Origin of the sequence: Alistipes dispar (assembly GCF_006542685.1) — a bacterium.
Lineage (GTDB): Bacteria > Bacteroidota > Bacteroidia > Bacteroidales > Rikenellaceae > Alistipes > Alistipes dispar.
This window is the reverse complement of sequence record NZ_AP019736.1, coordinates 1,679,550-1,704,184: the sequence shown is the minus strand read 5'-3', so window position 1 is coordinate 1,704,184 and position 24,635 is coordinate 1,679,550. Positions and strand designations below refer to the sequence as shown.

The window sequence follows — 24,635 nt, the reverse complement described above, 5'->3', positions numbered from 1 at the left end:
AAACCCAAACAGACATGAAGCGATTTCTAACGATATGCGTCCTGCTGTTCGCCTTCGCGGTGCAGGCGGGCGCCCAGAACAAACAGCAGCCGGCGATCACGGTAAACGGTCAGGTCGTCGATTCGAACGACATGCCCATCGTCGGCGCCACGGTCTATATCAAGGACGAGCCCGGCACGGGCAACATCACCAATTCGGAGGGCCGTTTCACGCTCAAGGCCAAACTCTACAACACGCTGGTCGTATCGTTCGTGGGTTACGAGACCGTCGAACAGATACTCACCTCGGACGACGACGTGAAGATCACCCTCAAGGAGGGCAACGAACTCGAAGAGGTCGTCGTCGTGGGCATGGGCACGCAGCGCAAGGTCAGCGTGACGGGCGCCGTGGCCGTGGTGGACACCAAGGACCTCGAGCTGCCGGCGACGAACATCGTCAATACCCTCGGCGGCCGCGTCCCGGGCGTGATCTCCGTCCAGTCGAGCGGCGAGCCGGGCCGGAACATCTCCGAATTCTGGGTGCGCGGCATCGGCACGTTCGGCGCCAACAGCGGCGCACTCGTGCTCATCGACGGTCTGGAGGGCAACCTCAGCCAGATCGACCCGGCCGACGTGGAGAGCTTCTCGGTGCTCAAGGACGCCGCAGCGACGGCCGTCTATGGCAGCCGCGGCGCCAACGGCGTGGTGCTCGTGACCACCAAGCGGGGCAAGGAGGAACAACTCAAGATCACCTTCCGCTCGAACTACACCATCTCCGAGCTGCGCCGCCTGCCCAAGTACGTGAACGCCATACAGTATGCCGAAATGGCCAACGAGGCGGCCGCGGCCGACGGACTGAGCCCGATCTACGACAACACGCAGATGGACATCATCCGCTACGGACTGGACCCCGACCTCTATCCCGACATCGACTGGCAGGACGTGATCCTCAACCCCACGTCGTTCCAGCACACGCAGTACGTCAGCGCGCAGGGCGGCGGCAGCGTCGCACGCTACTTCGCCAGCCTGGGCATGTCGCAGGAGAGCTCGGCCTACAAGACCCTCGACGACAGCAAATACAGCAAGGGCGTCGGCTACGACACCTATAACTTCCGCACCAACATCGACATCAACCTCACGAAAACGACGCAGGTCTATCTGGGCGCCACGGGCTTCATGTCGGTGAGCAAGCGCCCGAGCATGGGCAAGCCGTACAGCCGCGCCGAGTCGATCCAGACGCCCCTGACCAACTGGCTCTGGGATTCGCAGGCCAAGACCACGCCGCTGATGTACCCGCTGCGCTATTCAAGCGGCGAGCTGCCCGCCTCGGGTTCGGACAGCGACATTCCGCCCCACGTGCTGCTCAACTACACGGGCAACACGGTGGAGAACCAGAGCCGCACGCTCTTCAACATCGGTGTCAAGCAGGATCTCAACATGATTACCGAGGGGCTGAGCGTACAGGCCACCGGCTCGTGGGATTCCCAGACGCTCTTCGGCGAAAGCCGCTACTCGATGCCGGCCCTCTACCTGGCCCGCGAGCGCAACCAGAACGGCGAGCTGATGCTCTCGCAGCAGGTCACCGAACAGTCGGTGCAGTACAACTCCGAGGCATGGAACTGGCGCAAGCTCTACTTCGACGCGAAGGTCAATTACGACCGTGCCTTCGGCGACCACCGCGTAGGCGGCCTGCTCTTCTACTATCTGGAAAGCACCACCGAATCGGGCGCCGACAGCTCGATGAATGCCATCGCCAAGCGCTACCAGAGCCTTTCGGGCCGCTTCACCTACGGCTTCAGGGACACCTACTTCCTCGACCTGAACTTCGGTCTGAACGGTTCGGAGAACTTCCAGAGCGGCAAGCAGTACGGCTTCTTCCCGGCCGTGGCCGTGGGATGGGTACCCACGCAGTACGAGTTCATGAAGCGGATCAAGTGGATCGAGTTCATGAAGATCCGCGCCTCGTACGGTCTGGTGGGCAACGACCGCATCAGCAACCTGCGCTTCCCCTACCTGACGATCATCAAGGAGACGACCGACACTACGCCGTGGGGCGGCTCGGGCGTACTGACCGAGGAGCGCGTGGGCGCCGACAACCTCATGTGGGAGAAGGCCAAGAAGCTCGACATCGGTCTGGACCTCCACCTTTTCGGCGGACAGTTCACCATGACCGTAGATTACTTCCGCGACCGCCGCGAAGGCATCTTCCAGCAGCGCGCGCAGATTCCCGACTACGTGGGCGTGATCACCATGCCCTACGGCAACGTCGGCGGCATGACCTCCTGGGGCGGCGACGGCAACTTCGAGTATTTCCAGCCCATCGGCAAGAACGCGCACTTCACCCTGCGAGGCAACTTCACCCTCTCGAAGAACAAGATCGACAACTGGGAGGAGGCCACGCAGCCCTATCCCTACCTGAGCAAGACCGGGTTCTCGAACGACGTGCAGCGGGGATTCGTCGCGCTGGGTCTGTTCAAGGACCAGCAGGACGTGGACATGTCGCCCGAGCAGTTCGGCACGGTGCGTCCCGGCGACATCAAGTACAAGGACGTGAACGGCGACGGCGTGATCACCGACGACGACCAGGTGCCCCTGTTCGCCTACTCCGGCGTCCCGCAGTTCATGTACGGCTTCGGCGCCGAGGTCCGCTACAAGAACTGGACGCTCAACGTGCTGTTCAAGGGCACGGGCAACAACTACTTCCTCTACGGCGGCAAGGACGGCTCGAAATTCGACGGCTACATCCCCTTCAACCAGGGTTACAAGGGCAACGTGCTGACGCTGGCCTACGATCCGGCCAACCGCTGGACCTCGGCCGAATACTCGGGCAACAAGGCCACGGAGAACCCCCACGCGCGCTTCCCGCGCCTCTCCTACGGCAACAACGCCAACAACACCAAACCCTCGACCTTCTGGAAGGGCAACGCCCGCTACCTGCGCCTGCAGGAGCTGAGCCTGAACTACAACCTGCGCACGCCGGGACTGCGCAAGGCGCTCGGCCTGCAGTCGATCGACTTCCAGGTCATGTGCGAGAACCTCGCCGTATGGGACGGAGTGGACATCTTCGATCCCGAGCAGGCCATGGACACGGGACACGCCTACCCCATCCCGCGCCGCTTCTCGCTGCAGATTTACCTGAACTTCTAATCCGGAACCTCTCCAACAACCATCGAACATGAAAAAGACATTCATCATATCCCTCGCCCTGGCCGGCAGCCTCGCCACTTCGTGCGACTTCCTGAACGTGGACGACTACTTCGAGGACACCTTCTCCGAAGAGAAAATCTTCGAGAGCCAGTACAATATCGAGCGCTACTTCAACGGCGCGGTGAACGAGCTGCCCAAGGAGGGCCGCATGTACTACTGGTGCAGCGAGCCGGGAGCCACCGGTTCGGACGAGGCCGTCAGTTGCGGAACCTTCTACAACGGCATCCTCGACGTCTCGTTCCCCGGCACGGAGCTGACCACCGACAAAATCTCCTACACGTCCACGGGCGGCTGGGACTGGGATTTCAACGTATGGCCCAAATGCTACAAGGTGATCCGCAAGATCAACACCATGCTGCCCCACATCGACGACGTGCCCGACATGAACGCCTTCGACAAGATGGAGTTCCGCGCCCGCTGCCGCTTCCTGCGCGCCTACGCCTACTACCGGATTCTCCAGAACCAGGGTCCCATGATCCTGGTGGGCGACCAGGTCTACGACACCAACGCCACGCCCGACTACTACCAGCGCGAGCGCAGCACCTACGACGAGTGCGTGGACTACATCTGCTCGGAGCTGGAGGCCGCGGCCGAGAACCTCGAGACCGAACAGCCGCTCGACCTCTTCGGAACCCCGACCAAAGGCGCCGCGCTGGCGCTGGTGGCGCGCCTCCGGTTGCAGGCCGCCAGCCCGCTCTTCAACGGCGGGACGGCCGCGCACCGCTACTTCGGCGACTTCAAGCGCAAGTCCGACGGCGTGCACTACGTCTCGCAGACCTACGACGAGCGCAAGTGGGCCGTGGCCGCTGCCGCCGCCAAGCGCGTCATGGACCTGGGCATCTACCGCCTGCATACGGTTCCGGCCGACGAGTACACCGTGCCCCTGCCCGCGAACGTCCCCTCGGCCGCCTTCCCGCAGGGTGCGGGCGGCATCGACCCCTTCCGCTCCTACTCGGAAATGTTCACCGGCGAGACGACCAACGTGACCAACCCCGAGCTGATCTGGGGCACGACGCAGAACGTCACCGACCAGCAGGACGTGGTCTTTCCCCTGAAACTGGGCGGCAACAGTTCGATCAGCATTCCGCAGCGCATCGTCGATGCCTACCGCATGGCCGACGGCCGCGACATCCACAACGCGAGCGCGGAGTATCCCTACGAGGACCGTCCCTACGACCAGACCTGCGTCACCACGGCCGACAAGCAGCTCTCGAAGAACTACCGCCTGCCCGGCGGCACGTACAAGGCCTATGACAACCGCGAGCCGCGCTTCTATGCGAGCATCGGCTTCTCGGGCGCCCTCTGGCAGATGGAATCGACCACCTCGGAGGAGATGCGCAACCAGATCGTCGAGTACTACAACGGCGCCAACGCCGGCAAGAACCAGGCGGGCGTGACGAACATCTACAACCTGACGGGCTACACCTGCCGCAAGTACGTCCACCCGCGCGACGCCCGCACGGGCAGCAACGCCCGCACGGTGACGAAGACCTTCCCGATCATCCGCTACGCCGAAATCCTGCTCTCCTACGCCGAGGCGCTGAACAACCTGACGACGACCCACGAGGTCAATGGCGAGAGCTATTCGCGCGACGAGAGCGCCATGGCCGAAGCCTTCAACCAGGTGCGCTACCGCGCCGGACTGCCCGGAGCCGAGGCGGCCGAGCTGGCGAATCCCGGGACCTTCAACGAGCTGATCCAGCGCGAGCGCATGGTCGAGTTCCTCCACGAAAACCGCCGCTACTACGACATCTGCCGGTGGGGCATCTTCGAGGAGCTGGAGCGCGAACCGCTGACGGGCCTGAACGTCGATGCCGAAAAGTGGGAGGGATTCTACTCGCCGACCATCATCTCGTACCGCACCATCCGCGAACGCACGTTCAAGTCCAAGTACATGTTCATGCCGCTGCACCGCGACGAGCTGCGCAAAGTGCCGAGCCTGGACCAGAACCCGGGCTGGGAGAAATAGTCAATTCCTAAAAACATCCGCAAATGAAAGCATTCAGCAAAATAACGCTCCTCGCCGCGGCGGCCGCCTTCCTGGCCTCGTGCGAAATGGAATACTACAAGGAGGAGCTCTACCGCAAGGAAATCTTCATCGTCAGCGGCGAGAACAACATCCTCGGCCAGGAGTTCGAATACGGCGAGGAGGGCTGCGAAGGCAAGCTGGCCATCTACTCCAGCGGCACGACGAGCCTCGACGAGAATGTCACCGTGACCTTCGCCCTCGACCACGAGGCCATCGGCGAGTACAACAAGCGCAACTTCGACACCAAGTTCGAGGACTATGCGCTGGAGCTCCCCGAGGAGTACTACACGATCGACCCCATGAGCGTCGAGATGAAGGCCGGGACCAACTCCGAGCTGCTGCCCGTCACCGTCCGGATCGACGAGCTGCTGCCCGACGAGACCTACTTCATCCCGCTGCGCATCGAGTCCGTCTCCTCCTGCATGGCCTCGACCACGAAGAACTACGTGCTCTTCGAGATCCTGCGCAAGAACGACTACGCCACCACCAAGAGCGACACCTATTACACCATGACGGGAACCACGCAGTCGGGCTGGGTCATCGACAACATCTTCGGCTCCGACTCCCGGCGTCAGGCGATCAACTCCTCGAAGCTGGTCACTCCCGTAGGCAAGCACTCGATCCGCATCCTCCCGGGCGCCACGGCGGAGACCGAGGCGCTCGACATCCGCAACAACAGCATCCGCATCACGGTCGATCCCGAGACGTGGGTGAACGTGCCGATCTACGTCGAGGGCGAACTCACGGACGAGACGGTGCCCATGCAGAAGGTCACGATAGAACCCTATCTCGACAGCCAGGACGCCATCTCCGTCAGCGCCTCGCCGACGGACGTGAGCGCCTACGACCCCGCGACGGGAACCTTCTACCTCTACTACCGCTACAAGTACGCCACCGAATCGGGCAACAACTGGCAGGAGGTGCGCGAAACGATGACCCGCACCGAATACTAAACCTTTATCGCACCGAACCATGAAAAAACATATCATCACCCTCTGCGCCGCCGGCTTGTGCGCAGGCTCGCTGGCCGCATGCAACGACTTCGACAACCCGGCGATCCCCTACGACGAGGCGCCCGAAGCGCCCGAGGCGCTGACGCCCCCGACGATCGACCCGTCGTGGAACCTCCAGCTGATGCCCGACGAAGGGGGTCAGGACCCGCATGTCTTCGTTTACAAGGACAAGCGCTACGACGCGCTGTTCACCCGCACGCTGGGGTGGAACGGCGGCGACGGCGTGCTCACCACGGCGCTGCCCGACGGCAACGTCTTCTGGTCCTTCAACGACAGTTTCTACGGCGTCGTGGACGGCGAAACCCGCGCCCGGGGCGCATGCAGCTTCCCGCGCAACAGCCTCATGATCCAGAAAGGCGCGACGATCGCCTCGGGGACCGAAACCGACGACGACCTGGTATGGCTGGCCGACTACGTGCAGACGACCGATCCCTCGGCAGACCGCTACTACCAGGCCCGCACGCATATCCGCCACCCGAAAGCCTCGCTCTCCGACGAGGAGATCGAGAAAGGCGAGATCGACCAGGATTTCTGCTACTGGGCCGGCGACGCGGTCATCTACGACGATCCGGCTCGCGGAAAGATCCTGCAGATGCTCTGGACGGGCGTGGAACCCGGCGCACTGAAGAACATCGACGGCTGCCTGCGGGAGTATTCGCTCGACGGCGAGCCCGGCGACGACACCTACATGTCGGTACTCTCGACCGACTACGACTTCAAGGCCGACGGGCTGGGCTACGGCTCGACCATGTTCGAGGACACGAAGGAAGGGCACATCTATCTCTACACGACCAAGCAGGAGGGGCTCGTCTCGCGCGTGCTGGTGGCCCGCACCGAGACGCTCGACCTGGGCAGCCCGTGGAGCTACTACATCCGCGACCTGAGCGGCGACTACCAGTGGCAGAGCACCGTGCCGACCGACGAGGAGATGGAGCGTTCGTACATCACCGCCGAGTCGGGATCGATGCCGTGGGTGTTCGAGAAGGACGGAACCTACTACATGTGCATGGAGGGCTTCCCCTTCGGCCGCGACATCTACATCTACCGCAGCGAAAAGCCTTACGGGCCCTTCACCGACCGCACGCTGCTCTTCACGCTGCCCGCCACGCTCGACAAGCTGGGCAACCCCTATCCCCAGCGCTGGTACATGATCAACCTCCACCCGGCGCTCTCGCGGCAGGGCGAGCTGGTCTTCTCGACCAACAGCGATCCGAACAACTTCTGGGACAACTTCAACCGCGTGGGCAGCGCCGACTTCTACCGCCCGTTCTTCTTCCGCGTCTATAACTGGGAACACGTTTACGACACGGATACGGAGGACGACGGACAAACGCAACCCGACACGGAAACGGAAGGCGCAGAATAAAGGCAGGCCCCTCAACGTACGCCCCCGCCGGGCGGCCGGAACGCGGCTGCCCGGCCCGGAGGCGAAACGGACCGAAAACGACTCGAACCGATGAAGAGAATCCTTCCATACGCACTCCTGCTGCTCGGCCTCACCGCCGCCGATGCGTTCGCAACCGCACCGGCCGGCGAGGTTCCGGAAGCGGGACCGCGGGAGACCTCCCGGCGGCCGGAGCGGCGGGATACGCCCCGCCTCGAACGGCTCACGTGCGAGGGGCTGACCGACCCGCCGGCCATCGGCGTCGCCGCGCCCCGGCTGGGGTGGCAACTGCGTTCCGGCCGGCAGGGCGACGCGCAGCGCAGCTACCGCATCGAGGTCGCCTCGGACAGCCTGCTGCTCGCCGCCGGGAAGGCCGACCTCTGGGATTCGGGCGAGGTGCGCTCCCCGCGCTCGGTGGCGGTTCCCTACGGGGGCCGTCCGCTCGGGGCCCGCACGCAGTGCTGGTGGCGCGTCACGGTCCGCACCGAAAAGGGCGGCAGGCGCGTCGTCTCCCCGATCGCCCGCTTCGGCGTCGGCCTCACGGACCCGGCGGCCGTCGCCGGACGGTTCATCGGCCTCGAAGGCTCGGGAGCCACGGCCGTGCTGCTGCGCCGGAGGTTCGACCTCCCCGAAACGGGGGATGCGGCCCTGCTGCACGTCAATTCGCTGGGTTACCACGAAGTCTGGATCAACGGCCGCAAGGCGGGCGACGCCTGCCTCGCTCCGGCCCTCTCGCAGCTCGACAAACGCTCGCTGTGGGTGACCTACGACGCCGCGCCCTACCTGCGCGAAGGCGTGAACGAGGTGGTGATCTGGCTCGGACAGGGATGGTACAAACGCGGCACGTTCGGCCGCTGGCAGCCCGACGAGCCCTACACCGAACCGCTCGTGCGGGCGCAGATCGACACGCGGACCGACGGCACGTGGCAGACCGTCTGCCGCACGGACCTCTCCTGGCGCGCGGCGCTGAGCGGCTACCGCGACACGGGGTCGTGGAACGCCCTCGACTTCGGCGGCGAGGAGGTCGATGCGCGGCGCAACCCGCGCTCGATGGCTCCGGACGATCTGGCCGCGCTCGACTGGCGGCCGGTGATCGCACGCGACAAGCCCGGCCACCGCGCAACGCCCCAGACGGTCCAGCCCGACCGCGTGCAGGAGCGGCTGCTGCCGCACGAACTGCGCGAAACGGCCCCCGGCGTCTGGCGGCTCGACTTCGGACGGGTCGTCACCGGATGGCTGGAGGCCGATTTCGAAGAGCTGCTCCCCGGCGCGCGCGTCGAGATCGCGTACAGCGACGCGACGGAGCCCGACGGGAGCCTCGCAGACCAGCGGCAGCGCGACACCTACATCGCCTGCGGCGACCGCAACGGCGAACGCTTCACCAACAAGTTCAACCACCACGCCTTCCGCTACGCCGAGGTGCGCGGACTGGCGCGGACGCCCCGCCGGGAGGATTTCCGGGCGCTGGCGATCCGCACCGACTACCGTCCGGAAGCGGAGTTCGCCTCGTCGGACGCCGACCTGAACGCCATCCACGACATGATCGCCCGCACGCTGGCGTGTCTGGCCTACAACGGCTACATGGTCGATTGCCCCCACCTCGAACGCGCGGGATACGGCGGCGACGGCAACTCCTCGACCGAGATCCTGCAAACCCTCTACGGCGTGGCCCCGCTCTACGCCAACTGGGTGCAGGCGTGGGACGACGCGATGCGTCCGGGAGGCAGCCTGCCGCACGTGGCCCCCAACGCCGGGGCGGGCGGAGGAGGCCCCTACTGGTGCGGTTTCCTGGTCATGGCCCCGTGGCAGACGTGGCTCAACTACGGCGACCCCTCGCTCGTCGAGCGCCACTACCCCGCCATGCGGGAGTGGATCGGCTACGTCGAGCGGCACATGCGCGACGGCCTGCTGACCCGATGGCCCGACACCCCCTACCGGGACTGGTTCCTCGGCGACTGGCTCGCGCCGCGGGGCGTCGATACGGGCAACGAAGCCTCCGTATCGCTGGTGAACAACTGCTTCGTCAGCGACTGCTACGCCAGGATGGCGCAGATGGCCCGCCTGACGGGCCGCCCGGACGAGGCCGACGGCTTCGAGGCGCGCCGCGAGGCGCTCAACCGCACGATCCACGCGCGGTTCTACGACCCCGCGACGCAGACCTACGCCACCGGCTCGCAGCTCGACATGGTCTATCCGATGCTGGTGGGGGCCACCCCCGACTCGCTCCGCGGCGCCGTGCGCGAAAGGCTCTTCCGCCTGACGCGCGAGGCGATGCGCGACCACATCGGCGGCGGACTGGTCGGCGTGCCGCTCATCACGCGCTGGGCCATCGAGGAACGCTGCCCGGAGTTCATCTACCGGATGCTCAAACAGCGCGACTACCCGGGCTATCTGCACATGATCGACCACGGCGCGACCACGACGTGGGAATACTGGAGCGGCGAGCGCAGCCGCGTGCACAACTGCTACAACGGCATCGGCACGTGGTTCTACCAGGCCCTCGGCGGGCTGCGCACGGACCCCGCGCACCCCGGCTACGAGCACGTGCGGATCGACCCGCAGATTCCCGCGGGCGTCACCTGGTGCCGGATCGCCAAGGAGACGCCCTACGGACGGATCGAGGTCGGCTGGCGGCTCGACGAGGGTACGCTCCGCATCGACGTCGTGCTGCCCCCGGGCGTCACCGCCGCGGCCGCCGTGCCCGACGGAACGCGCGCGCTGCGCCACAACGGCCGCCGGGGCGACCCCGCACAGCCGCAACTGGAGCTGGAGAGCGGCCGCCACCGCCTGACATTCGCCCTCGACGCGGCCCCCGGGACGGAAACCCCGTCTGCGGACGGCCCGAAGATACGACCCGCCCACCGAAAAACGAACCCTTAAAAACCGCTTTCGCCTATGACGCTCTGAAGACCCGGAACAAGCAACGCAACACCCCGGCCCCCGGGCAAGGGGGCACTACCAACCGAACATACCAAAAATCAATACGCTATGAAAAAATACGTCATCATGATCGCCGCCGCGCTCTCCGCATGTGCATTCTCCTCATGCGACGAAGAGACGACGCTCCCGTACATTCCGGTCGAAAAGCCGGAAGACAACACCCCGCCCTCGGGCGAAGACCCGGAGACCTACACCGTCACCTACCGGCTGGACAAGGTGCTGTTGTGCTCCCCCGACAACACGAACGGCCTGGACATTTCCGGCAAGTTGGACTACTTCTCCCCGCTGCGCATGACGCTCAACGTTTCGCCGCTGGGAACCACCGTCGTATTCGAAAACGACGAAGTGCCCTTCTCGCCCTTCGCCGGACTGATACCCGAAGGGGGGGGGCCGATCGCCTGCGAGCTGGACTCCGACGTGACACCCAACGTGCTGCGCATCAAGGATTCGGACACCGTGCTGGCCACCTTCGAACAGGACGGATTCACCACCGAGTTCCGGTTGGACAGCCGCCTGCTGACCTACAAATACAAATTCAAGAGCCTCTAACACCTTCCGACCATGAAAAGAATCACGAAACATAAGCTGCTTTTCGGCGCGCTCGCCGCGGCGCTGCCGCTGTTCGTCGTCTCCTGCCTCTACTTCGACAACATCAGCCAGCCCGAACGGGCCCTGCCCGGCTCCGAAATCGAAATCACGGCCCAACTGCGGGTCGAGCCGGGCACGAACGACAAGGGACGTCTGGTCTTCGCCATGCTCGTCCCGAAGGCGTGGAACGCCGCGGAGACCGCATCGCTCAGCGTGACCACGAAGGATTACAGCCAAAACAAGAACGGGGACCCCGAAGTCGTGAACGAACCGCTCGAACCGATGCCCGCCGGGGAAAAAGACCCCAAGACGGGCAAGCCGTGGAGCGAAGCCTTCATGCAGGTCATGGGGCTGGGCGACAACGCCGGCCTCCCGGAGCAGACGGAGATGGAGTGGGTCGTATGGCGCTCCTCGACCGCATTCGAAATCTGGGACAAGATCACCAACCCGGACAACACGGAGACCAAGTTCAATCCCGTGCACGCCGACGTGAACATCCGGCTGAAAACCGGCTCCGAACCGCTCACCTGCTACCTGGGGTACAGCTACGGATACGACAGCTACGGCCTCAGCGTCGATGAGAAGCGCCATGCGGACGCGCAGTTCAAGTCCCTCACGGTCTCCGACAGGGTATTCTCCACGACCCCCTCGGTGTTCCGCTACGGCGACGTGTTCGGCATCACCTTCTCGCCCTCCGGAACCGCGCTGGAAGGTGCTCCGGAGATCTACCTCTGCGGCACGGCCGTCCACGACGGCGGACAAAGGACCGAAATCAAGACCGCCGGGGACAAGAACCGCATGACGCCCGTCGAGGGACGCTTCGAGAAGTTCTTCTGGCCGAAGGACCTCTTCGGGCTTCCGAACGACGCGGTGATCGAGGAGCTGCACTTCCACTTCATCAACGCCGACGGCAGCATCGCGGTCATGGACGACGAGAACGGCGGCGGGGAGTTCTTCGTCGAGCAGTCGGCCGAATAACGGCGCACGGGTCCGGCCGGATGCCCGGCCGCCCCGTCCGAAGCCCGCTCCGCATCGCGCGGGGCGGGCTTCGCCGCGCCATGCGGCGGCGAAAAAAGCGGAGGGCGGACGAAATCCGGCAAAAAACACTACCTTTGTGAAAAATACCGCGACACGCCATGAAAACAGCCTGCCTGCAATTCAATCCCATACAGGAGAACACCTATGTCGTCTGGGACGACACGAAGCAGTGCGTCGTCATCGACGCCGGGAACTCCTCGCCGCGCGAGGACGCCGCGCTGGACAACTTCATCGCCGGACACGGGCTCGAACCCGTCATGGCCATCAACACCCACGGCCATTTCGACCACACGCTGGGCGTCGGACACCTCAAGGAGCGCTACGGCATTCCCTTCGCCCTCTCGGGCAAGGACCGCTTCCTGCTGGACAACGCCTCGGCGAGCGGCTCGGTCTTCGGCGTGAAGGTGGGCGCGATGCCCCCGGCGGAGATCGACCTCGACGGCACGCCCGAAATCCGCTTCGGACGGACGACCCTCCGCGTGATCCCCACCCCGGGCCACACCCCGGGCCACGTGGCGTTCTACGAGCCGCAGGCGAAAGCGCTCTTCACGGGCGACACGCTCTTCCGCGAGTCGATCGGCCGCACGGACCTGCCGGGCGGCGACTACTCGTGGATCATGCGTTCGATCCTCGACTCGTTGCTTCCGCTGGGCGAAGAGGTGCACGTCTATCCCGGTCACGGTCCGGAGACGACCATCGGCCACGAAACGCTCTACAACCCCTTCATCGTCGAGGTGCTGAACGACGAGGTGAACTACAAAAACTGACGGTTTGAAAAAGACGCTCCACCGCATCCTCTACCGCACGCTCCCGCTCGAAGGCTACCTCCGGGCGGTGAGCCGCCTGTTCTTCCTTTGGCAGCGGCTCGGACTGGGCCGCCGCGCCCCCGAGACGGAGTACGTTTACCACCTGCCGCAGCTCGTGCGCGCAGGGGACACGTGCATCGACATCGGCGCCAATCTGGGTTACTACGCCCGGACGATCTCCCGCCTCGCAGGCCCCGCAGGCCGCGTCTATGCCGTGGAACCCGTAGCCCCGATCCGCAAGGTGCTGAGCCGCAACCTCCGCCGGTGCGGCAACACGGAGATCCTCCCCTTCGCGCTCGGGGCGGCCGCCGGTCCGGTCCGCATGGGCAACGACTCGGCACGCGAAAACGGCTACTTCGGCACGGGCCGGAATTTCGTGAACGAGGGCGGCGGACGGAGCGACGTGGAATTCACGGCCGAAATGCGCCGCGGCAGCGAGCTGTTCGCCCGCCTGCCGCGCCTGGACTTCATCAAGTGCGACATCGAGGGGTACGAGGCGGTGGTCATGGAGGAGATGCGGCCGCTGCTCGAACGCTTCCGCCCCACGGTGCTCATCGAGACGGGCGGCGAAAACCGGCCGCGGATCGTCCGCCTTTTCACCCGGCTGGGCTATGCGGGCTACACGCTCGACCGCGGCCGCGAGATTCCCCTGAGCCCCGGAAGCACGAAGGACATCATCTTCCGGCCCGGCGCGGAACGCCCCGAGGACCGGTAACGACAAACACGACCGACATGCACCAGTACGACCGGCTCCAGCGCATCCTGACGGGCAAACCGTTCCACTACACGGTAATGTTCTTCATCGTGGCCTCCATCGCGGCGGTCATCGGCAGTTCGTTCGAAACGATGCGCCCCTACCGCCACCTGCTCTTCGGGATCAATTACCTCGCATCGTTCGTCTTCCTGGTCGAATACGTGCTGCGCATCGTCGCGGCTCCGGCCCGCTACCCCGGCAGAAGCCCGTTCCGGGCGCGGGTCCGCTACCTCTTCTCGTTCTACGGCGCGGTGGACTTCGTGGCCGTGCTGCCCTTCCTGCTGGTCTATCTTTTCAAGGACACCCCCTCGGTCCACATCATCACGCTGGCATACATCTTCATCGTCTTCAAGCTCATCCGCCACTCGCGCTCGTTCCGGTTCATCGGGGAGGTCCTTTCGGCCGTACGCGAGGAACTCGTCACGGCCTATACCGCCTGCGGCATCATGGTCTGCTTCTCGGCGATCCTCATGTACTACATCGAACGCAACGCCCAGCCCGAAGCGTTCGCCAATATCGGCGACGGCCTGTGGTGGTCCATCGTGGCATTCACCACGGTCGGCTACGGCGACATCTACCCGATCACCCCGCTGGGGAAACTCCTGAGCAGCCTCATCAGTCTGATCGGAATCGCCATGATCGCCATCCCGACCGGTATCATCAGCTCGTCGTTCATCAACCTGCTGCAACAGAAAAACAAGAAAGAGTAACACCCAAAACGTCCGACAACGATGCGAATAGACATCATATCCTCCGTTCCCGACCTGCTCGCCTCGCCGCTGAACGAATCCATCCTCAAGCGGGCGCAGGAGAAGGGGCTCGTCGAGATCGTCGTCCACAACCTGCACGACTACGCCCATGACCGCCGCAAGACCACCGACGACTACCCGTTCGGCGGCGAGGCGGGGATGGTGATGAAGTGCGAGCCGGTGTTCGAGCTGGTCGAGAAGCTCCGGGAAGAGCGTACCTACGACGAGATCATCTACACCTCGCCCGACGGCGTCCGCTACGACCAGCACGAAGCCAACCGCCTCTCGACGCTCGGGAACATCGTCATCCTCTGCGGCCATTACAAGGGCATCGACCACCGCATCCGCGAGCACCTCATAACGCGCGAGATCTCGATCGGCGACTACGTGCTGACCGGCGGCGAGCTGGCCGCCTGCATCATCGCCGACTCGGTGGTGCGGCTCATTCCCGGAGCCATCGGCGACGAGGCTTCGGCTCTGACCGACTCGTTCCAGGACAACCTGCTGGCGCCGCCCGTTTACACGCGGCCCGCCGAATTCCGCGGATGGAGGGTTCCCGACGTGCTGCTGTCGGGCGACTTCGCCCGGATCGCCCGCTGGCAGGACGAACAGGCGTGGGAACGCACCGAACGGCTGCGGCCCGACCTGCTGGACGACGGAAACCGGAACGAGGCCCCCAAAACACCGGAAAGATGAAATACTACCTCATCGCCGGGGAGCCTTCGGGCGACCTGCACGGCGCAAACCTGATCGAAGGGCTGAAAAAGGCCGACCCCGCGGCGGAGTTCCGCTTCTGGGGCGGCGACCGCATGGCCGCGGCGGGCGGCGCGGAGAACCTGCGCAAGCACTACCGCGAAACCTCGTTCTTCGGCATCGTGCAGGTGCTGAAGAACCTCCGCACGATCCGCCGCCAGATGCGCGAATGCCAGGAGGACGTGGCGGCATGGCGGCCCGACGTGCTCGTCGCGGTGGACTACCCGGGATTCAACATGAAGATGGCCCGCTGGGCGAAGGAGCACGGCATCCGGGTCTTCTACTACATCGCCCCGAAGGTGTGGGCGTGGCGCGAGTGGCGCGTGAAGGCGATCCGCGAATACGTAGATCGCCTGTTCGTCATCTTCCCCTTCGAGCGGGACTACTTCCCCCGCCACGGCATCCGGCCCGTCTTCGAAGGCAACCCGCTCGTGGACGCCATCGAGGCGCGGCGGCCGTCGCTGCCGTCGCCCGCGGAGTTCCGGCGGAAGCACGCGCTGGACGACCGTCCGATCGTCGCCCTCGTGGCCGGAAGCCGCCGGGGAGAAATCCGCGACAACCTGCCGCTCATGGTGCGGCTCGCCGGACGCTTTCCCGAATACCAGTTCGTCGTGACGGGCGTTCCGTGGCTCGAACGCGCGCTCTACGACCGCTACCTGGCCGGAAGCGGCATCCGCTGCGTCTGCGACCAGACCTACGAGACGATCGCCGCGGCCGAAGCGGCGGTTGTGACCTCCGGGACGGCGACCCTCGAAACGGCCCTGCTCGGAACGCCCGAGGTGGTCGTCTATCGCACGCTCTGGTTCCAGGTCAAGCTGCAACCCTACGTGCTGAAAGTCCCCTGGGTGTCGCTCGTGAACCTCAATCTCGGCCGTGAGGCCGTCGCCGAGATCATCCAGTCGGACCTCTCCATCGAACGCGCCGAGCGGGAGCTGCGGGCGATTCTGCCGGGCGGCTCCGGACGCGCGCGGATGCTCGCCGACCTGGCCGAACTGCGCGCCGTGATCGGCGGCCCGGGCGCCAGCGAACGCTTCGCCCGGCGGATGGTCGGGGAACTGCGAGACGACACAAAACAATAACTGGCATGGAACTGTCACCCCACCTTCTAACCGGGACGCTCCTGATCGTCTGCGGCCTGCTGGCAAAACGGTTCCCGATGCTCATTTCGGGATACAATACCATGCCGGAGGAAAAACGGAAAAACGTGGACATCGAAGGACTTTCGTCGTTCGTGCAGCGGCATCTGGTGATAATCGGTTGTCTATGGATACTGCTCGCCACGACGCTCGCCTTGACGGACCAACAGGACGCCCTGCCGGTAATTCTGGTCATCTACCTGCCGGTTTACGTAATCTGGATGGTGGTCCGTGCCCAGCGTTACGACCACAACGAACGGAAACGATGAAGATCATCTGCATAGAGGGCAACTACCCGCCGCACGGCGGCAACGGAGCGGAACCCGGGGCGGAACCCGTCTGGTTTCTCAAACCCGATACGGCGATGCTGCGCAACAACGACCCGTTCTACATTCCCCGCTTCACGCGGGAGGTGCATGCCGCCTGCGGGCTGATCGTGCGCATCAGCCGCGTCGGACGGGCCGTCTCCGAACGGTTCGCGCACCGTTATTACGACGAAGTGGGGGTGGGCATCGACTTCACGGCCCGCGACCTGCAGCGGCAGGCCGCCGCCGAAGGGCTGCCGTGGGAGCGCGCGAAGGCGTTCGACCACTCGATAGCCCTCCCGCCGCGGTTCGTCCGGCTCGCGGAGGCGGGAGGCGACGTCGCACGGCTCCGCTTCGCTCTCGACGTGAACGGAGAGCGCCGCCAGACGGGCGACATGCGGGAGCTGCTCTTCCCGGTGGACCGGCTCATCGCCGCCGTGTCGCGGTACATGACACTGCGCATGGGCGACCTGCTCTTCACCGGAACCCCGGCGGGCGCAGGCCCCGTGCAGGCGGGCGACAACCTGCGCGCGACGCTCGAAGGATACGGAATGCTCGACTTCGACATCCGCTGACCGACGCCCGGCACGGAAAAGCCGGAACCCGAATACGGATACGAAAACACCCGAAAGGAAAAACGACACGAACATGCTGCTTCACGAACAACTCCGGAATTACCGCCTGCTGCTGGCCTCGCAGTCGCCGCGGCGGCGCGAACTGATGACCGGCTGCGGACTTCCCTACGAACTCGCCCCGAGGTTCGACTGCGCGGAGGTCTATCCCGCCGGCCTCGCGGCCGAGGAGGTTCCCCTCTACCTCTCGCGCCTCAAGAGCGAGGCCTATCCCGCGCCGCTCTCCGGACGGGACATTCTCCTGACGGCCGACACGGTCGTCGTGCTCGACGGCGAGGTGCTCGGAAAGCCCCGCGACCGGGAGGACGCCGCGGGGATGCTCCGCCGGCTGTCGGGACGCCACCACACGGTCGTCTCGGGCGTGACGCTCCGCACGACCGGGAGGATGCACTCCTTCGAAGCGCGCACCTCGGTCTGGTTCCGCCCGCTCGCCGACGAGGAGATCGCCTACTACGTGGACGCCTTCCGCCCCTTCGACAAGGCGGGGTCGTACGGCATCCAGGAGTGGATCGGCTATGCCGCCATCGAGCGCATCGAAGGCTCGTTCTACAACGTCATGGGACTTCCCATCCAGAAAGTATATGTCGAACTAACCCGATTTCTCAACGAATGAAACGCACGCTGCTGACCCTATTCGCGGCCCTCGCTGTCCTGCCTGCTCTGGCAGACGAGGGCATGTGGCTTCCGAGCCTCATCTCGGAGCGCATCGACGACATGCGCTCGAAAGGATTCCGCCTCACGGCCGAAGACATCTATTCGATCAACCAGGCCTCGATGAAGGACGCCGTGGTGCTCTTCGACGGCGGCTGCACGGGCGAGCTGGTCTCGCCCGAAGGGCTGCTGCTCACCAACCATCACTGCGGCTACGACGCCATCCAGCGCCACTCGACCGTCGAGCACGACTACCTCACGCACGGATTCTGGGCCATGTCGCGGGCCGAAGAGCTGCCCAACGAAGGGCTCAACGTCCGCTTCCTCGTGCGCATGGAGGAGGTGACCGACCGCCTGAAGGCCGGGGAGACGGCCGAGGAGATCGTCCGCCGGGCCGAGGCCGAAGGCAAGGGTTTCAGGGCCTCGGTCGAGCAGATGTACTACGGCAACCAGCAGTTCCTGTTCGTTTACCGCCAGTTCGACGACGTGCGCCTGGTGGCCGCGCCGCCCTCGTCGATCGGCAAGTTCGGCGGCGACACCGACAACTGGATCTGGCCCCGCCACACGGGCGACTTCTCCGTCTTCCGGATCTACGCCTCGAAGGACAACGAACCGGCGGCCTACTCGCCCAACAACGTTCCCTACCGCCCCGGAAAGTTCTTCACCGTCTCGGCCGGAGGCGTCGGCGAGGGCGACTTCACGATGATCTACGGATTCCCGGGCAACACGCAGGAGTACATCCTCTCGGACGCCGTGCGCTACATCGCCGAGCGCTCCGACCCGGCGAAGATCGCCATCCGCACGGGCCGTCTCGACCTGATCCGCGAGGCCCAGCAGTCCGACCCCGAACTGCGCATCCACTACGCCGCCAAGCAGGCCACGATAGCCAATGCCTGGAAGAAGTGGCAGGGCGAGGCGCTGGGCATCGGCCGCCGCGGCACGGCGGAGACCAAGCGCGCCTACGAGGAGGCGTTCGAGGCCTGGGCGCAGGACAAACCCGCATACCGCGACGTCGTGAAGCGGCTCCGCGAGGAGTACGCACGCATCGCGGACCCCTATTTCGCCCGCGAGATCACCGCCGAGACGATCTACGCGCTGCCGGCGAAGTACACCGCCGAGGAGCGCGCCGAGGCGGTGTTCGCCAGACGCGAGGCCACCGAACGCGCGCAGTGGAAATACCTCTTCGGAGAGTACGCCCGCCGCTGTCCGGTGCAGTACCAGACGCCCGCGTTCCTGCGGGGCGTGGCCTCGGAAGGATCGCCCGAAGCCTACGCCGAACGGGTGTTCGACGGGGTGTGGAGCGGCCGCGACACCACGGCCGTCACGGCGCTGCGCGACGACTCCCGGCGGATGCTTTCGCACATCACGTGGCTGCTGGGGACCAAGTCGCTGCGCAACCTCACGAGCAGCCGCCTCAACGAGCTCTACACCCTCTACATCCGGGGTCTGCGCGAATGGGACCGCGAGCGCGCCTTCTATCCCGACGCCAACCTGACGCTGCGCGTGGCCTACGGCTCGGTGGCCGGATACCGGTACGCAGACGGAGAGTACCACAAACCGCTGACGACCCTCGACGGCATCATCGCCAAGGACAACCCCGAGATCTACGACTACGACATCCCGCAGGTGCTGCGCGACCTCCACGCATCGAAGGACTACGGCCGCTGGGGCGTGGAGATCGGCGGCAGGAAAACCGTGGCGGTCTGCTTCCTGGCGACGAACCACACCACCGGGGGCAACTCCGGATCGCCCGTGCTGAACGCCCGCGGCGAACTGGTGGGCATCAACTTCGACCGCACGTGGCTCTCGACGATGAGCGACATCGCCTTCGATCCGGACATCTGCCGCAATATCGCCGTGGACATCCGCTACGTGCTCTTCGTGATCGACCGCGTGGGCGGCGCCGGTTACCTTCTCGACGAAATGAAAATCCGGAGGTAAAAAGGCGCGGAAGCGGAGGTCGTAAGCGAAAAATCGTTATCTTGCTCCCGGAACACCCGAAAACAGACCCCATGAAACAGATCCCATCCGCCGTACGGACCGCGATCCTGTTGCTGCCGCTGCTCCTGTCGGCGGCCTGCGGCAAAGAGGGCGCGGGCGACGACCCGGCGCCCGGCAGGACCGGCATAGCGAACGCCTCCTGGGAGGAGGTCGAACAAATCGCCGCGTCGGGAGCGCAGAAAGCGTACACCTTCACCTCCCCCGCCCTCTGGTCCGCCGAAAGCAGCGCTCCCGGGTGGTGCGAGGTGCTCACCGAATCGGGCCCCAAAGGAAACGCGACGCTCCGGATCGCCGTGGCGCCCAATACCGGCAGCACGGCCCGCTCGGCGACCGTGCGGATCACGGCAGGAAACTTCTTCCCGGCGAGTTTCAAGGTGATTCAGGGATCCCCGACCGACGGTCCTGCCGTCAATGCCCGGGCGGATGCGGCGCTCGCGCGCTACTACCTCTGGAACGAAGCCTACCGGAAGGCGGAACGCGACCTGTCGATCCCCTACGCCGGTCCATACGACAACTTCGTCCACCATACGCTGATGGGGATGAGCGCGAACACGCTCGACAGGAAGTACGACGAACGGAGCGGAGGCTACCGTCTCTACTCCTACCTGCTCCGCACCCCGGCCTCGGGCGCGAAGGCTCCTGCCGCACGGAGCGGCGTGAACCACGGCATCACGAAACCCGCGCCGACACCGGGCTACGGCATCGGCAGCTACACGCTCGTCTCGTTCACCGACCATGACGGCCGCCCGACGGGCGGTATCGGGCTGTGCCCGACGAGCATCCTGCCCGGGTCGCCGCTCGAGAGGGCGGGATTCCGGCGCGGCGACATCATCGCCGAAGTGGACGGAAAGACACCCACGGAAAGCACCTACGCCGCGATCTTCACAAGCCTGCTCTCCCCGGCGGACGGCGCGAAGGTCGAGCTTACGCGCAACGAAGCCGATGCACGCCCCGTACGGGTCGCCGCCGAGCGGCTGGACCCGACGCCGATCATCCGCGCCGAGGTGCTCGACGGAACGCAGGTGGGGTATATCGTTTACGAGAGCTTCGACGCGGCCTACGACGACGATCTGCTGGACGCCGTAAAGCGGCTCAGGGAAGAGGGGATCACCGACCTCGTGCTCGACCTGCGCAACAACGGCGGCGGACATGTGATTTCGTCGAACATGCTCTCCTCCTGCATCGGCGGCGCGGCGTGCCGGGACAAAGTCTTCCAGTTCTACCGCTACAACGAGGAGTGCATGGCCTCCTGGGAGCAGACCGCCGAGCTTTTCGGACAGAAATACGACCCGGCAGCGGAACGTTTCTACGAGAAATTCTACGACGGCGACTATTACGGCGTCGATCTGACGGACCGCACGCTCGGCCTCGGCCGCCTGTTCGTCCTCGCCACCGGCAGTACGGCCTCGGCGAGCGAGGCGCTCGTGAACGGCCTGCGGGGCATCGGATTCGAGGTCACGCTCATCGGCGAACGCACCAACGGCAAGAACGTCGGCATGAATGTCTTCGAATGGCGGGACCTGGAGGGATACGACTACGAATTCGCCCCCATCACGTTTCAGGGATACAATGCCGAAATGCGGACGGTGGACCCCGCAGGCATCGAACCCGACTTCGCGGTAAGCGAAACGGAGAGCGGCTGGTTCGAGGATTTCGGCCCCGGGGAACCGCTCCTGCGCAAGGCGCTCGAACTGATCGGGGCGGCCGTTCCCGCACCCGCCCCGACACGCTCCGCCGCAGTCGTCGGAGCCGTGCCGAGAGGCCCCGTCCGCAACGCCTCCGTCCATCCGTCGGGCATGATCGGCCCCCGCGGCATCGCCCCGGAGGAGACCGGGACGGAAAACGGGGAGAAGGCCGGGTGCGACAAAAAACAGCATTAACGGCCCAAAAATTTGGCGAATAAAAATTTATGCCCTATATTTGCACACCGAATCCCGGAAACGGGAGGTCAGCCCAGGTGGTGAAATTGGTAGACACGCTACTTTGAGGGGGTAGTGAACAATTGCGTTCGTGCAAGTTCGAGTCTTGTCCTGGGCACTTAAAGGCGCTGAATATCAGCGCCTTTTCTTTTATGTATGATGAAATCCCGGGAATCCGGTCAGTCGTCAGTCCCGGCAGGCAGTCTGAAGCAGCCGCTCCCGGCGAGAATCGGAGCGCCCCCCACGTCCACACGCAAATAGCGCATCGCAGCCGCAATCTTGCTATGCCCCAATGCCTTCGAGATCGCTGCCAAAGGCACATCTTTCGCCTTGAGAAAATTCGCGGCGAAGGATCGACGGACCGTATGCGCCGAGACCGGTTCGCACGCCGCGATGCGCGCCGGATCACCCGGTCCGTGCAGCGTTCCGGCCACTGCTCCGGTATCCGGCCGTTCGCAGACGGCAGACGAAGCAGTCCTTCGTCTGTCAGGAAGACCGGAGTGCCGCCTCTGGTCGCAGCAGGCAAATAAAGCGTCCGAACAGAACGGGATATGCCGTTCCGTACCGCATTCTCCCGCTTTCATCCGTTTTCGGAGAAATTGAAAAACAAATCGCTACTTATCCGTCGCTTTTCCGGAGTCGGGGAAAAAGAGGCTTGGGAATCCAAGCCGTATCCCGCTTTATCATACCGTTCACCTAAAATTAAAGTTTTTGAAATAGAAAAAGCCATCCGTATGTGAGCGAGTTTTTGTATATTTGAAAATGGATTCGGAAAACTGCGGTCGTCCGGACCGCCCGGATTTGAAAAGATGGAGAACCTGAACGCTCATTCGGCCGATTTCCGGCAATTCTTTCTGGCGCATTACGAAACGTTGTGCGTCCGGGCTTTCCGGCTGGTCCACGACCGCAAACTCTCCGAGGATATCGTGCAGGACGTCTTCCTGATGCTGTGGGAACGGCGGGAGGAGATCGACTTCTCGCGTCCGGTGCTGCCCTACCTGATGACGGCCGTACGGAACCGGAGCATCGATTGCCTCCGCAGCCGCAAGTCGCACGGCGAAGGCTCCTGCGGACTCGATACGCTCGACGGATATGTCCGCCGCCTGGTCGCCGACCGCTGCGAAGGGGAGTTCGACCTTTCGTGGCTTCGGCACGAGATCGACGACGGCGTATCGCAGCTCTCCGAGCAGTGCCGGCGCGTCTTTTTGCTGAGCCGGAAGGCCGGACTGAAGAACCGCGAGATCGCCGAGCAGCTCAACATCAGCGTCAAGGCCGTGGAGAAACACATCGGCATGGCCCTGTCGAAGCTGCGTCTCAGGCTGAGCCGCAGCGGCTTCTTCAGCCTGTTCCTCTGACCGCGCATTCTTTTTCCGGAAGATCCGCCCCGATTCCCGCGGCGCCGCATGCGGCAAGGGCCCGACCGCATGGCCGGGCCCTTGCCCTTCTTCCGGCGGAACGGACAATCCGCCCCTATTTCAGCGGGAACTCGTGCGAGTGGGTCACCGTCCCTTCCGGCCCGTAGATGCGGACCGTGATCCTGCCGTCGCCGACGTCGCACCTGAGCAGGCTCGCGTTGTCATTCACCAGCACCGGAAAACGAACTTCGTCGTTGGCCGGGCGGAACGAGTAACGGTGCGTATGTCCCGACAACATCACGTCGATGTCCGCATCGTTCAGGATCGGCAGGAACAGCTCCTCGAGGTGAATGTTGCCGTGCCAGGTTCCGTTCCCGAGCGGGATGTGCAGCAGCACGATGCGGGCCGAGGCATTGCGGAACTCCTCCGAGGCGACCGTTTCGCGCAGCCAGGCAGCCTCCTCCTCGCGGTATGCGTCGTAAGCCCCCAGCCCGCCGTATTCGATATCCGAATCAGGTTTGTCCTCACCGCAGTCGAGCATGAGCACCGCCACCGATCCGGCCATGTAGAGTTTGTAGTAGCAGCCCCCGACCTTGGGGAAATACTCCTGGAGGAAGTCGGCATAGACTCCGCGCGTTTCGTGGTTGCCGCGGTTGTAGAGGATCGGCGTCTCGGAGGCGAAGGCCCCGACCGAGGCGTCGATGAAATCGCGGTAGAGCTGTCCGGGGCTTTCGGTGCTGTTCGACATGTCGCCGTTGAAGGCCACGAAGTCGATCTGTGCGAAGTCGATCGGACGGCAGAGCCCGGCCATGCAGTCGGCCCGCCCGTGGATGTCGTTCAGAACGACGAACGAAAGGTCGCACCCCGACGCGGGGAGGGTCCTGAAGGCGAACGGCTGGCGCGAATAGACGTTCGACGCCGCGATGTCGCCGTAATAGACCTTGTCGTTGTATTTCCACTCGCGCACCTCCTGCGAGAAGATGCGGTAGCGGTATTTCGTACCGGGACGCAGCCCTTTCAGGCGAATGCTGTGCAGCGTTTTGTGGGCCTGTTTGCGTCCGGCGACGGTCTCGTAGCGGCGTTCGTGTTCCGCGGCGTAGAAGCTGCGCCCGTCGTCCTCGGCCACTTCGACCCACGAAAGGGCGGGTTTGCTGGTGGTCCAGACCACCGTGACGCCGTCCGATGTCAGGTCGCAGAGCCAGGGGCCGTGCGTGATCTTGAAATCCTGCGCCAGGAGGGTCGTACACGCGGCCAGCGCCAGGATCGTCGATAGGATTTTTTTCATGTTTATCCGTTTTTTGTAAGATTCTCGTCTCCGGGACCGCCGTTTCGGAACGTCCCCGCAGCGAAGACGGTAAAAATCCGGACCGGCCGTTTGCCCGGCGGGCGGTCCGGAC

21 protein-coding genes and 1 tRNA gene are annotated in these 24,635 nt (G+C 64.5%); 20 read left to right on the top strand and 2 right to left on the bottom strand.

From position 1 onward, the window contains the following. Positions 1-14: 14 nt before the first annotated feature. From FME97_RS07095 to FME97_RS07010, 18 genes are all read left to right on the top strand, one after another. Positions 15-3,125: a SusC/RagA family TonB-linked outer membrane protein gene (locus FME97_RS07095; RefSeq protein ID WP_141428546.1), complete on the top strand. Its 3,111-nt coding sequence runs from the start codon at positions 15-17 to the stop codon at positions 3,123-3,125. Between the two features lie 28 nt (positions 3,126-3,153). After that, positions 3,154-5,154, top strand: a complete 2,001-nt coding sequence (locus FME97_RS07090) for a RagB/SusD family nutrient uptake outer membrane protein (protein ID WP_141428544.1) — start codon at positions 3,154-3,156, stop codon at positions 5,152-5,154. A gap of 23 nt (positions 5,155-5,177) precedes the next feature. Next, a complete protein-coding gene (locus FME97_RS07085; RefSeq protein WP_141428542.1) occupies positions 5,178-6,167 on the top strand; it encodes a BT_3987 domain-containing protein in 990 nt (329 codons plus the stop codon). Between the two features lie 19 nt (positions 6,168-6,186). Continuing rightward, positions 6,187-7,593 carry a DUF5005 domain-containing protein gene (locus tag FME97_RS07080; protein ID WP_141428540.1) on the top strand — a complete coding sequence of 469 codons (1,407 nt, stop codon included), beginning with the start codon at positions 6,187-6,189 and terminating at the stop codon, positions 7,591-7,593. Positions 7,594-7,683: 90 nt separating this feature from the next. Next, entirely contained in the window at positions 7,684-10,491 is a 2,808-nt protein-coding gene (locus FME97_RS07075) for a family 78 glycoside hydrolase catalytic domain (protein WP_141428539.1), read from the top strand. Positions 10,492-10,599: 108 nt separating this feature from the next. Beyond that, complete coding sequence (locus FME97_RS07070) at positions 10,600-11,100, top strand: hypothetical protein (protein ID WP_141428537.1); 501 nt, start codon at positions 10,600-10,602, stop codon at positions 11,098-11,100. 12 nt (positions 11,101-11,112) lie between these two features. Then, the gene (locus tag FME97_RS07065; protein ID WP_141428535.1) at positions 11,113-12,117 is read left to right on the top strand and encodes a DUF4961 domain-containing protein; all 1,005 of its coding nucleotides are present in this window, start codon (positions 11,113-11,115) and stop codon (positions 12,115-12,117) included. Between the two features lie 158 nt (positions 12,118-12,275). Next, positions 12,276-12,944, top strand: coding sequence for an MBL fold metallo-hydrolase (locus tag FME97_RS07060; protein ID WP_141428533.1), 669 nt, complete (start codon positions 12,276-12,278; stop codon positions 12,942-12,944). Between the two features lie 4 nt (positions 12,945-12,948). Beyond that, on the top strand, positions 12,949-13,698 hold the full coding sequence (locus tag FME97_RS07055; protein WP_141428531.1) for an FkbM family methyltransferase: 750 nt from the start codon (positions 12,949-12,951) through the stop codon (positions 13,696-13,698). A gap of 17 nt (positions 13,699-13,715) precedes the next feature. After that, entirely contained in the window at positions 13,716-14,447 is a 732-nt protein-coding gene (locus FME97_RS07050) for an ion transporter (RefSeq protein WP_141428530.1), read from the top strand. A gap of 21 nt (positions 14,448-14,468) precedes the next feature. Further along, entirely contained in the window at positions 14,469-15,182 is a 714-nt protein-coding gene (gene trmD / locus FME97_RS07045; protein ID WP_141428528.1) for a tRNA (guanosine(37)-N1)-methyltransferase TrmD, read from the top strand. Beyond that, entirely contained in the window at positions 15,179-16,318 is a 1,140-nt protein-coding gene (gene lpxB, locus FME97_RS07040) for a lipid-A-disaccharide synthase (RefSeq protein WP_141428526.1), read from the top strand. Before trmD ends, lpxB begins: the two co-directional genes overlap by 4 nt. 5 nt (positions 16,319-16,323) lie before the next feature. After that, positions 16,324-16,644, top strand: a complete 321-nt coding sequence (locus FME97_RS07035) for a DUF3784 domain-containing protein (RefSeq protein WP_141428524.1) — start codon at positions 16,324-16,326, stop codon at positions 16,642-16,644. Continuing rightward, positions 16,641-17,255, top strand: coding sequence for a fumarylacetoacetate hydrolase family protein (locus FME97_RS07030; protein WP_141428522.1), 615 nt, complete (start codon positions 16,641-16,643; stop codon positions 17,253-17,255). Before FME97_RS07035 ends, FME97_RS07030 begins: the two co-directional genes overlap by 4 nt. Positions 17,256-17,328: 73 nt before the next feature. Next, positions 17,329-17,925 (top strand): Maf family nucleotide pyrophosphatase, encoded by a 597-nt coding sequence (locus tag FME97_RS07025; protein WP_141428521.1) that lies wholly within the window; start codon positions 17,329-17,331, stop codon positions 17,923-17,925. Then, positions 17,922-19,904, top strand: a complete 1,983-nt coding sequence (locus FME97_RS07020; protein ID WP_141428520.1) for a S46 family peptidase — start codon at positions 17,922-17,924, stop codon at positions 19,902-19,904. Before FME97_RS07025 ends, FME97_RS07020 begins: the two co-directional genes overlap by 4 nt. A gap of 71 nt (positions 19,905-19,975) precedes the next feature. Next, complete coding sequence (locus tag FME97_RS07015) at positions 19,976-21,844, top strand: S41 family peptidase (RefSeq protein WP_141428519.1); 1,869 nt, start codon at positions 19,976-19,978, stop codon at positions 21,842-21,844. A gap of 71 nt (positions 21,845-21,915) precedes the next feature. After that, positions 21,916-22,001: transfer RNA gene (locus FME97_RS07010), tRNA-Leu, on the top strand. Between the two features lie 61 nt (positions 22,002-22,062). Here the strand turns inward: FME97_RS07010 and FME97_RS12715 are convergent. Beyond that, entirely contained in the window at positions 22,063-22,467 is a 405-nt protein-coding gene (locus FME97_RS12715) for a tyrosine-type recombinase/integrase (protein ID WP_141428518.1), read from the bottom strand. Between FME97_RS12715 and FME97_RS12410 the strand changes: the two genes are divergently transcribed. Both FME97_RS12410 and FME97_RS07000 read left to right on the top strand, forming a co-directional pair. Further along, positions 22,435-22,623 carry a hypothetical protein gene (locus FME97_RS12410; protein ID WP_162502036.1) on the top strand — a complete coding sequence of 63 codons (189 nt, stop codon included), beginning with the start codon at positions 22,435-22,437 and terminating at the stop codon, positions 22,621-22,623. The genes FME97_RS12715 and FME97_RS12410 overlap by 33 nt on opposite strands. A 69-nt stretch (positions 22,624-22,692) precedes the next feature. Beyond that, positions 22,693-23,238, top strand: coding sequence for an RNA polymerase sigma-70 factor (locus FME97_RS07000; protein ID WP_141428517.1), 546 nt, complete (start codon positions 22,693-22,695; stop codon positions 23,236-23,238). Positions 23,239-23,353: 115 nt separating this feature from the next. On the opposite strand, the gene FME97_RS06995 is transcribed toward FME97_RS07000, so the two are convergent. Beyond that, on the bottom strand, positions 23,354-24,523 hold the full coding sequence (locus FME97_RS06995; RefSeq protein ID WP_141428516.1) for an FN3 domain-containing metallophosphoesterase family protein: 1,170 nt from the start codon (positions 24,521-24,523) through the stop codon (positions 23,354-23,356). Positions 24,524-24,635: the final 112 nt, after the last annotated feature.

What these genes read in the sequence shown, in the direction of transcription:
- FME97_RS07030 (WP_141428522.1), top strand. Translation starts at nt 16,641, where the DNA reads ATGAAGATCATCTGCATAGAGGGCAACTACCCGCCGCACGGCGGCAAC.
- FME97_RS07025 (WP_141428521.1), top strand. Translation starts at nt 17,329, where the DNA reads ATGCTGCTTCACGAACAACTCCGGAATTACCGCCTGCTGCTGGCCTCG.
- FME97_RS07015 (WP_141428519.1), top strand. Translation starts at nt 19,976, where the DNA reads ATGAAACAGATCCCATCCGCCGTACGGACCGCGATCCTGTTGCTGCCG.
- trmD (WP_141428528.1), top strand. Translation starts at nt 14,469, where the DNA reads ATGCGAATAGACATCATATCCTCCGTTCCCGACCTGCTCGCCTCGCCG.
- FME97_RS07080 (WP_141428540.1), top strand. Translation starts at nt 6,187, where the DNA reads ATGAAAAAACATATCATCACCCTCTGCGCCGCCGGCTTGTGCGCAGGC.
- FME97_RS07065 (WP_141428535.1), top strand. Translation starts at nt 11,113, where the DNA reads ATGAAAAGAATCACGAAACATAAGCTGCTTTTCGGCGCGCTCGCCGCG.
- FME97_RS07020 (WP_141428520.1), top strand. Translation starts at nt 17,922, where the DNA reads ATGAAACGCACGCTGCTGACCCTATTCGCGGCCCTCGCTGTCCTGCCT.
- FME97_RS07050 (WP_141428530.1), top strand. Translation starts at nt 13,716, where the DNA reads ATGCACCAGTACGACCGGCTCCAGCGCATCCTGACGGGCAAACCGTTC.
- FME97_RS07070 (WP_141428537.1), top strand. Translation starts at nt 10,600, where the DNA reads ATGAAAAAATACGTCATCATGATCGCCGCCGCGCTCTCCGCATGTGCA.
- FME97_RS12410 (WP_162502036.1), top strand. Translation starts at nt 22,435, where the DNA reads ATGCCGTTCCGTACCGCATTCTCCCGCTTTCATCCGTTTTCGGAGAAA.
- FME97_RS07085 (WP_141428542.1), top strand. Translation starts at nt 5,178, where the DNA reads ATGAAAGCATTCAGCAAAATAACGCTCCTCGCCGCGGCGGCCGCCTTC.
- FME97_RS07000 (WP_141428517.1), top strand. Translation starts at nt 22,693, where the DNA reads ATGGAGAACCTGAACGCTCATTCGGCCGATTTCCGGCAATTCTTTCTG.
- FME97_RS07095 (WP_141428546.1), top strand. Translation starts at nt 15, where the DNA reads ATGAAGCGATTTCTAACGATATGCGTCCTGCTGTTCGCCTTCGCGGTG.
- FME97_RS07060 (WP_141428533.1), top strand. Translation starts at nt 12,276, where the DNA reads ATGAAAACAGCCTGCCTGCAATTCAATCCCATACAGGAGAACACCTAT.
- lpxB (WP_141428526.1), top strand. Translation starts at nt 15,179, where the DNA reads ATGAAATACTACCTCATCGCCGGGGAGCCTTCGGGCGACCTGCACGGC.
- FME97_RS07090 (WP_141428544.1), top strand. Translation starts at nt 3,154, where the DNA reads ATGAAAAAGACATTCATCATATCCCTCGCCCTGGCCGGCAGCCTCGCC.
- FME97_RS07035 (WP_141428524.1), top strand. Translation starts at nt 16,324, where the DNA reads ATGGAACTGTCACCCCACCTTCTAACCGGGACGCTCCTGATCGTCTGC.
- FME97_RS07075 (WP_141428539.1), top strand. Translation starts at nt 7,684, where the DNA reads ATGAAGAGAATCCTTCCATACGCACTCCTGCTGCTCGGCCTCACCGCC.
- FME97_RS06995 (WP_141428516.1), bottom strand. Translation starts at nt 24,523, where the DNA reads ATGAAAAAAATCCTATCGACGATCCTGGCGCTGGCCGCGTGTACGACC.
- FME97_RS12715 (WP_141428518.1), bottom strand. Translation starts at nt 22,467, where the DNA reads ATGAAAGCGGGAGAATGCGGTACGGAACGGCATATCCCGTTCTGTTCG.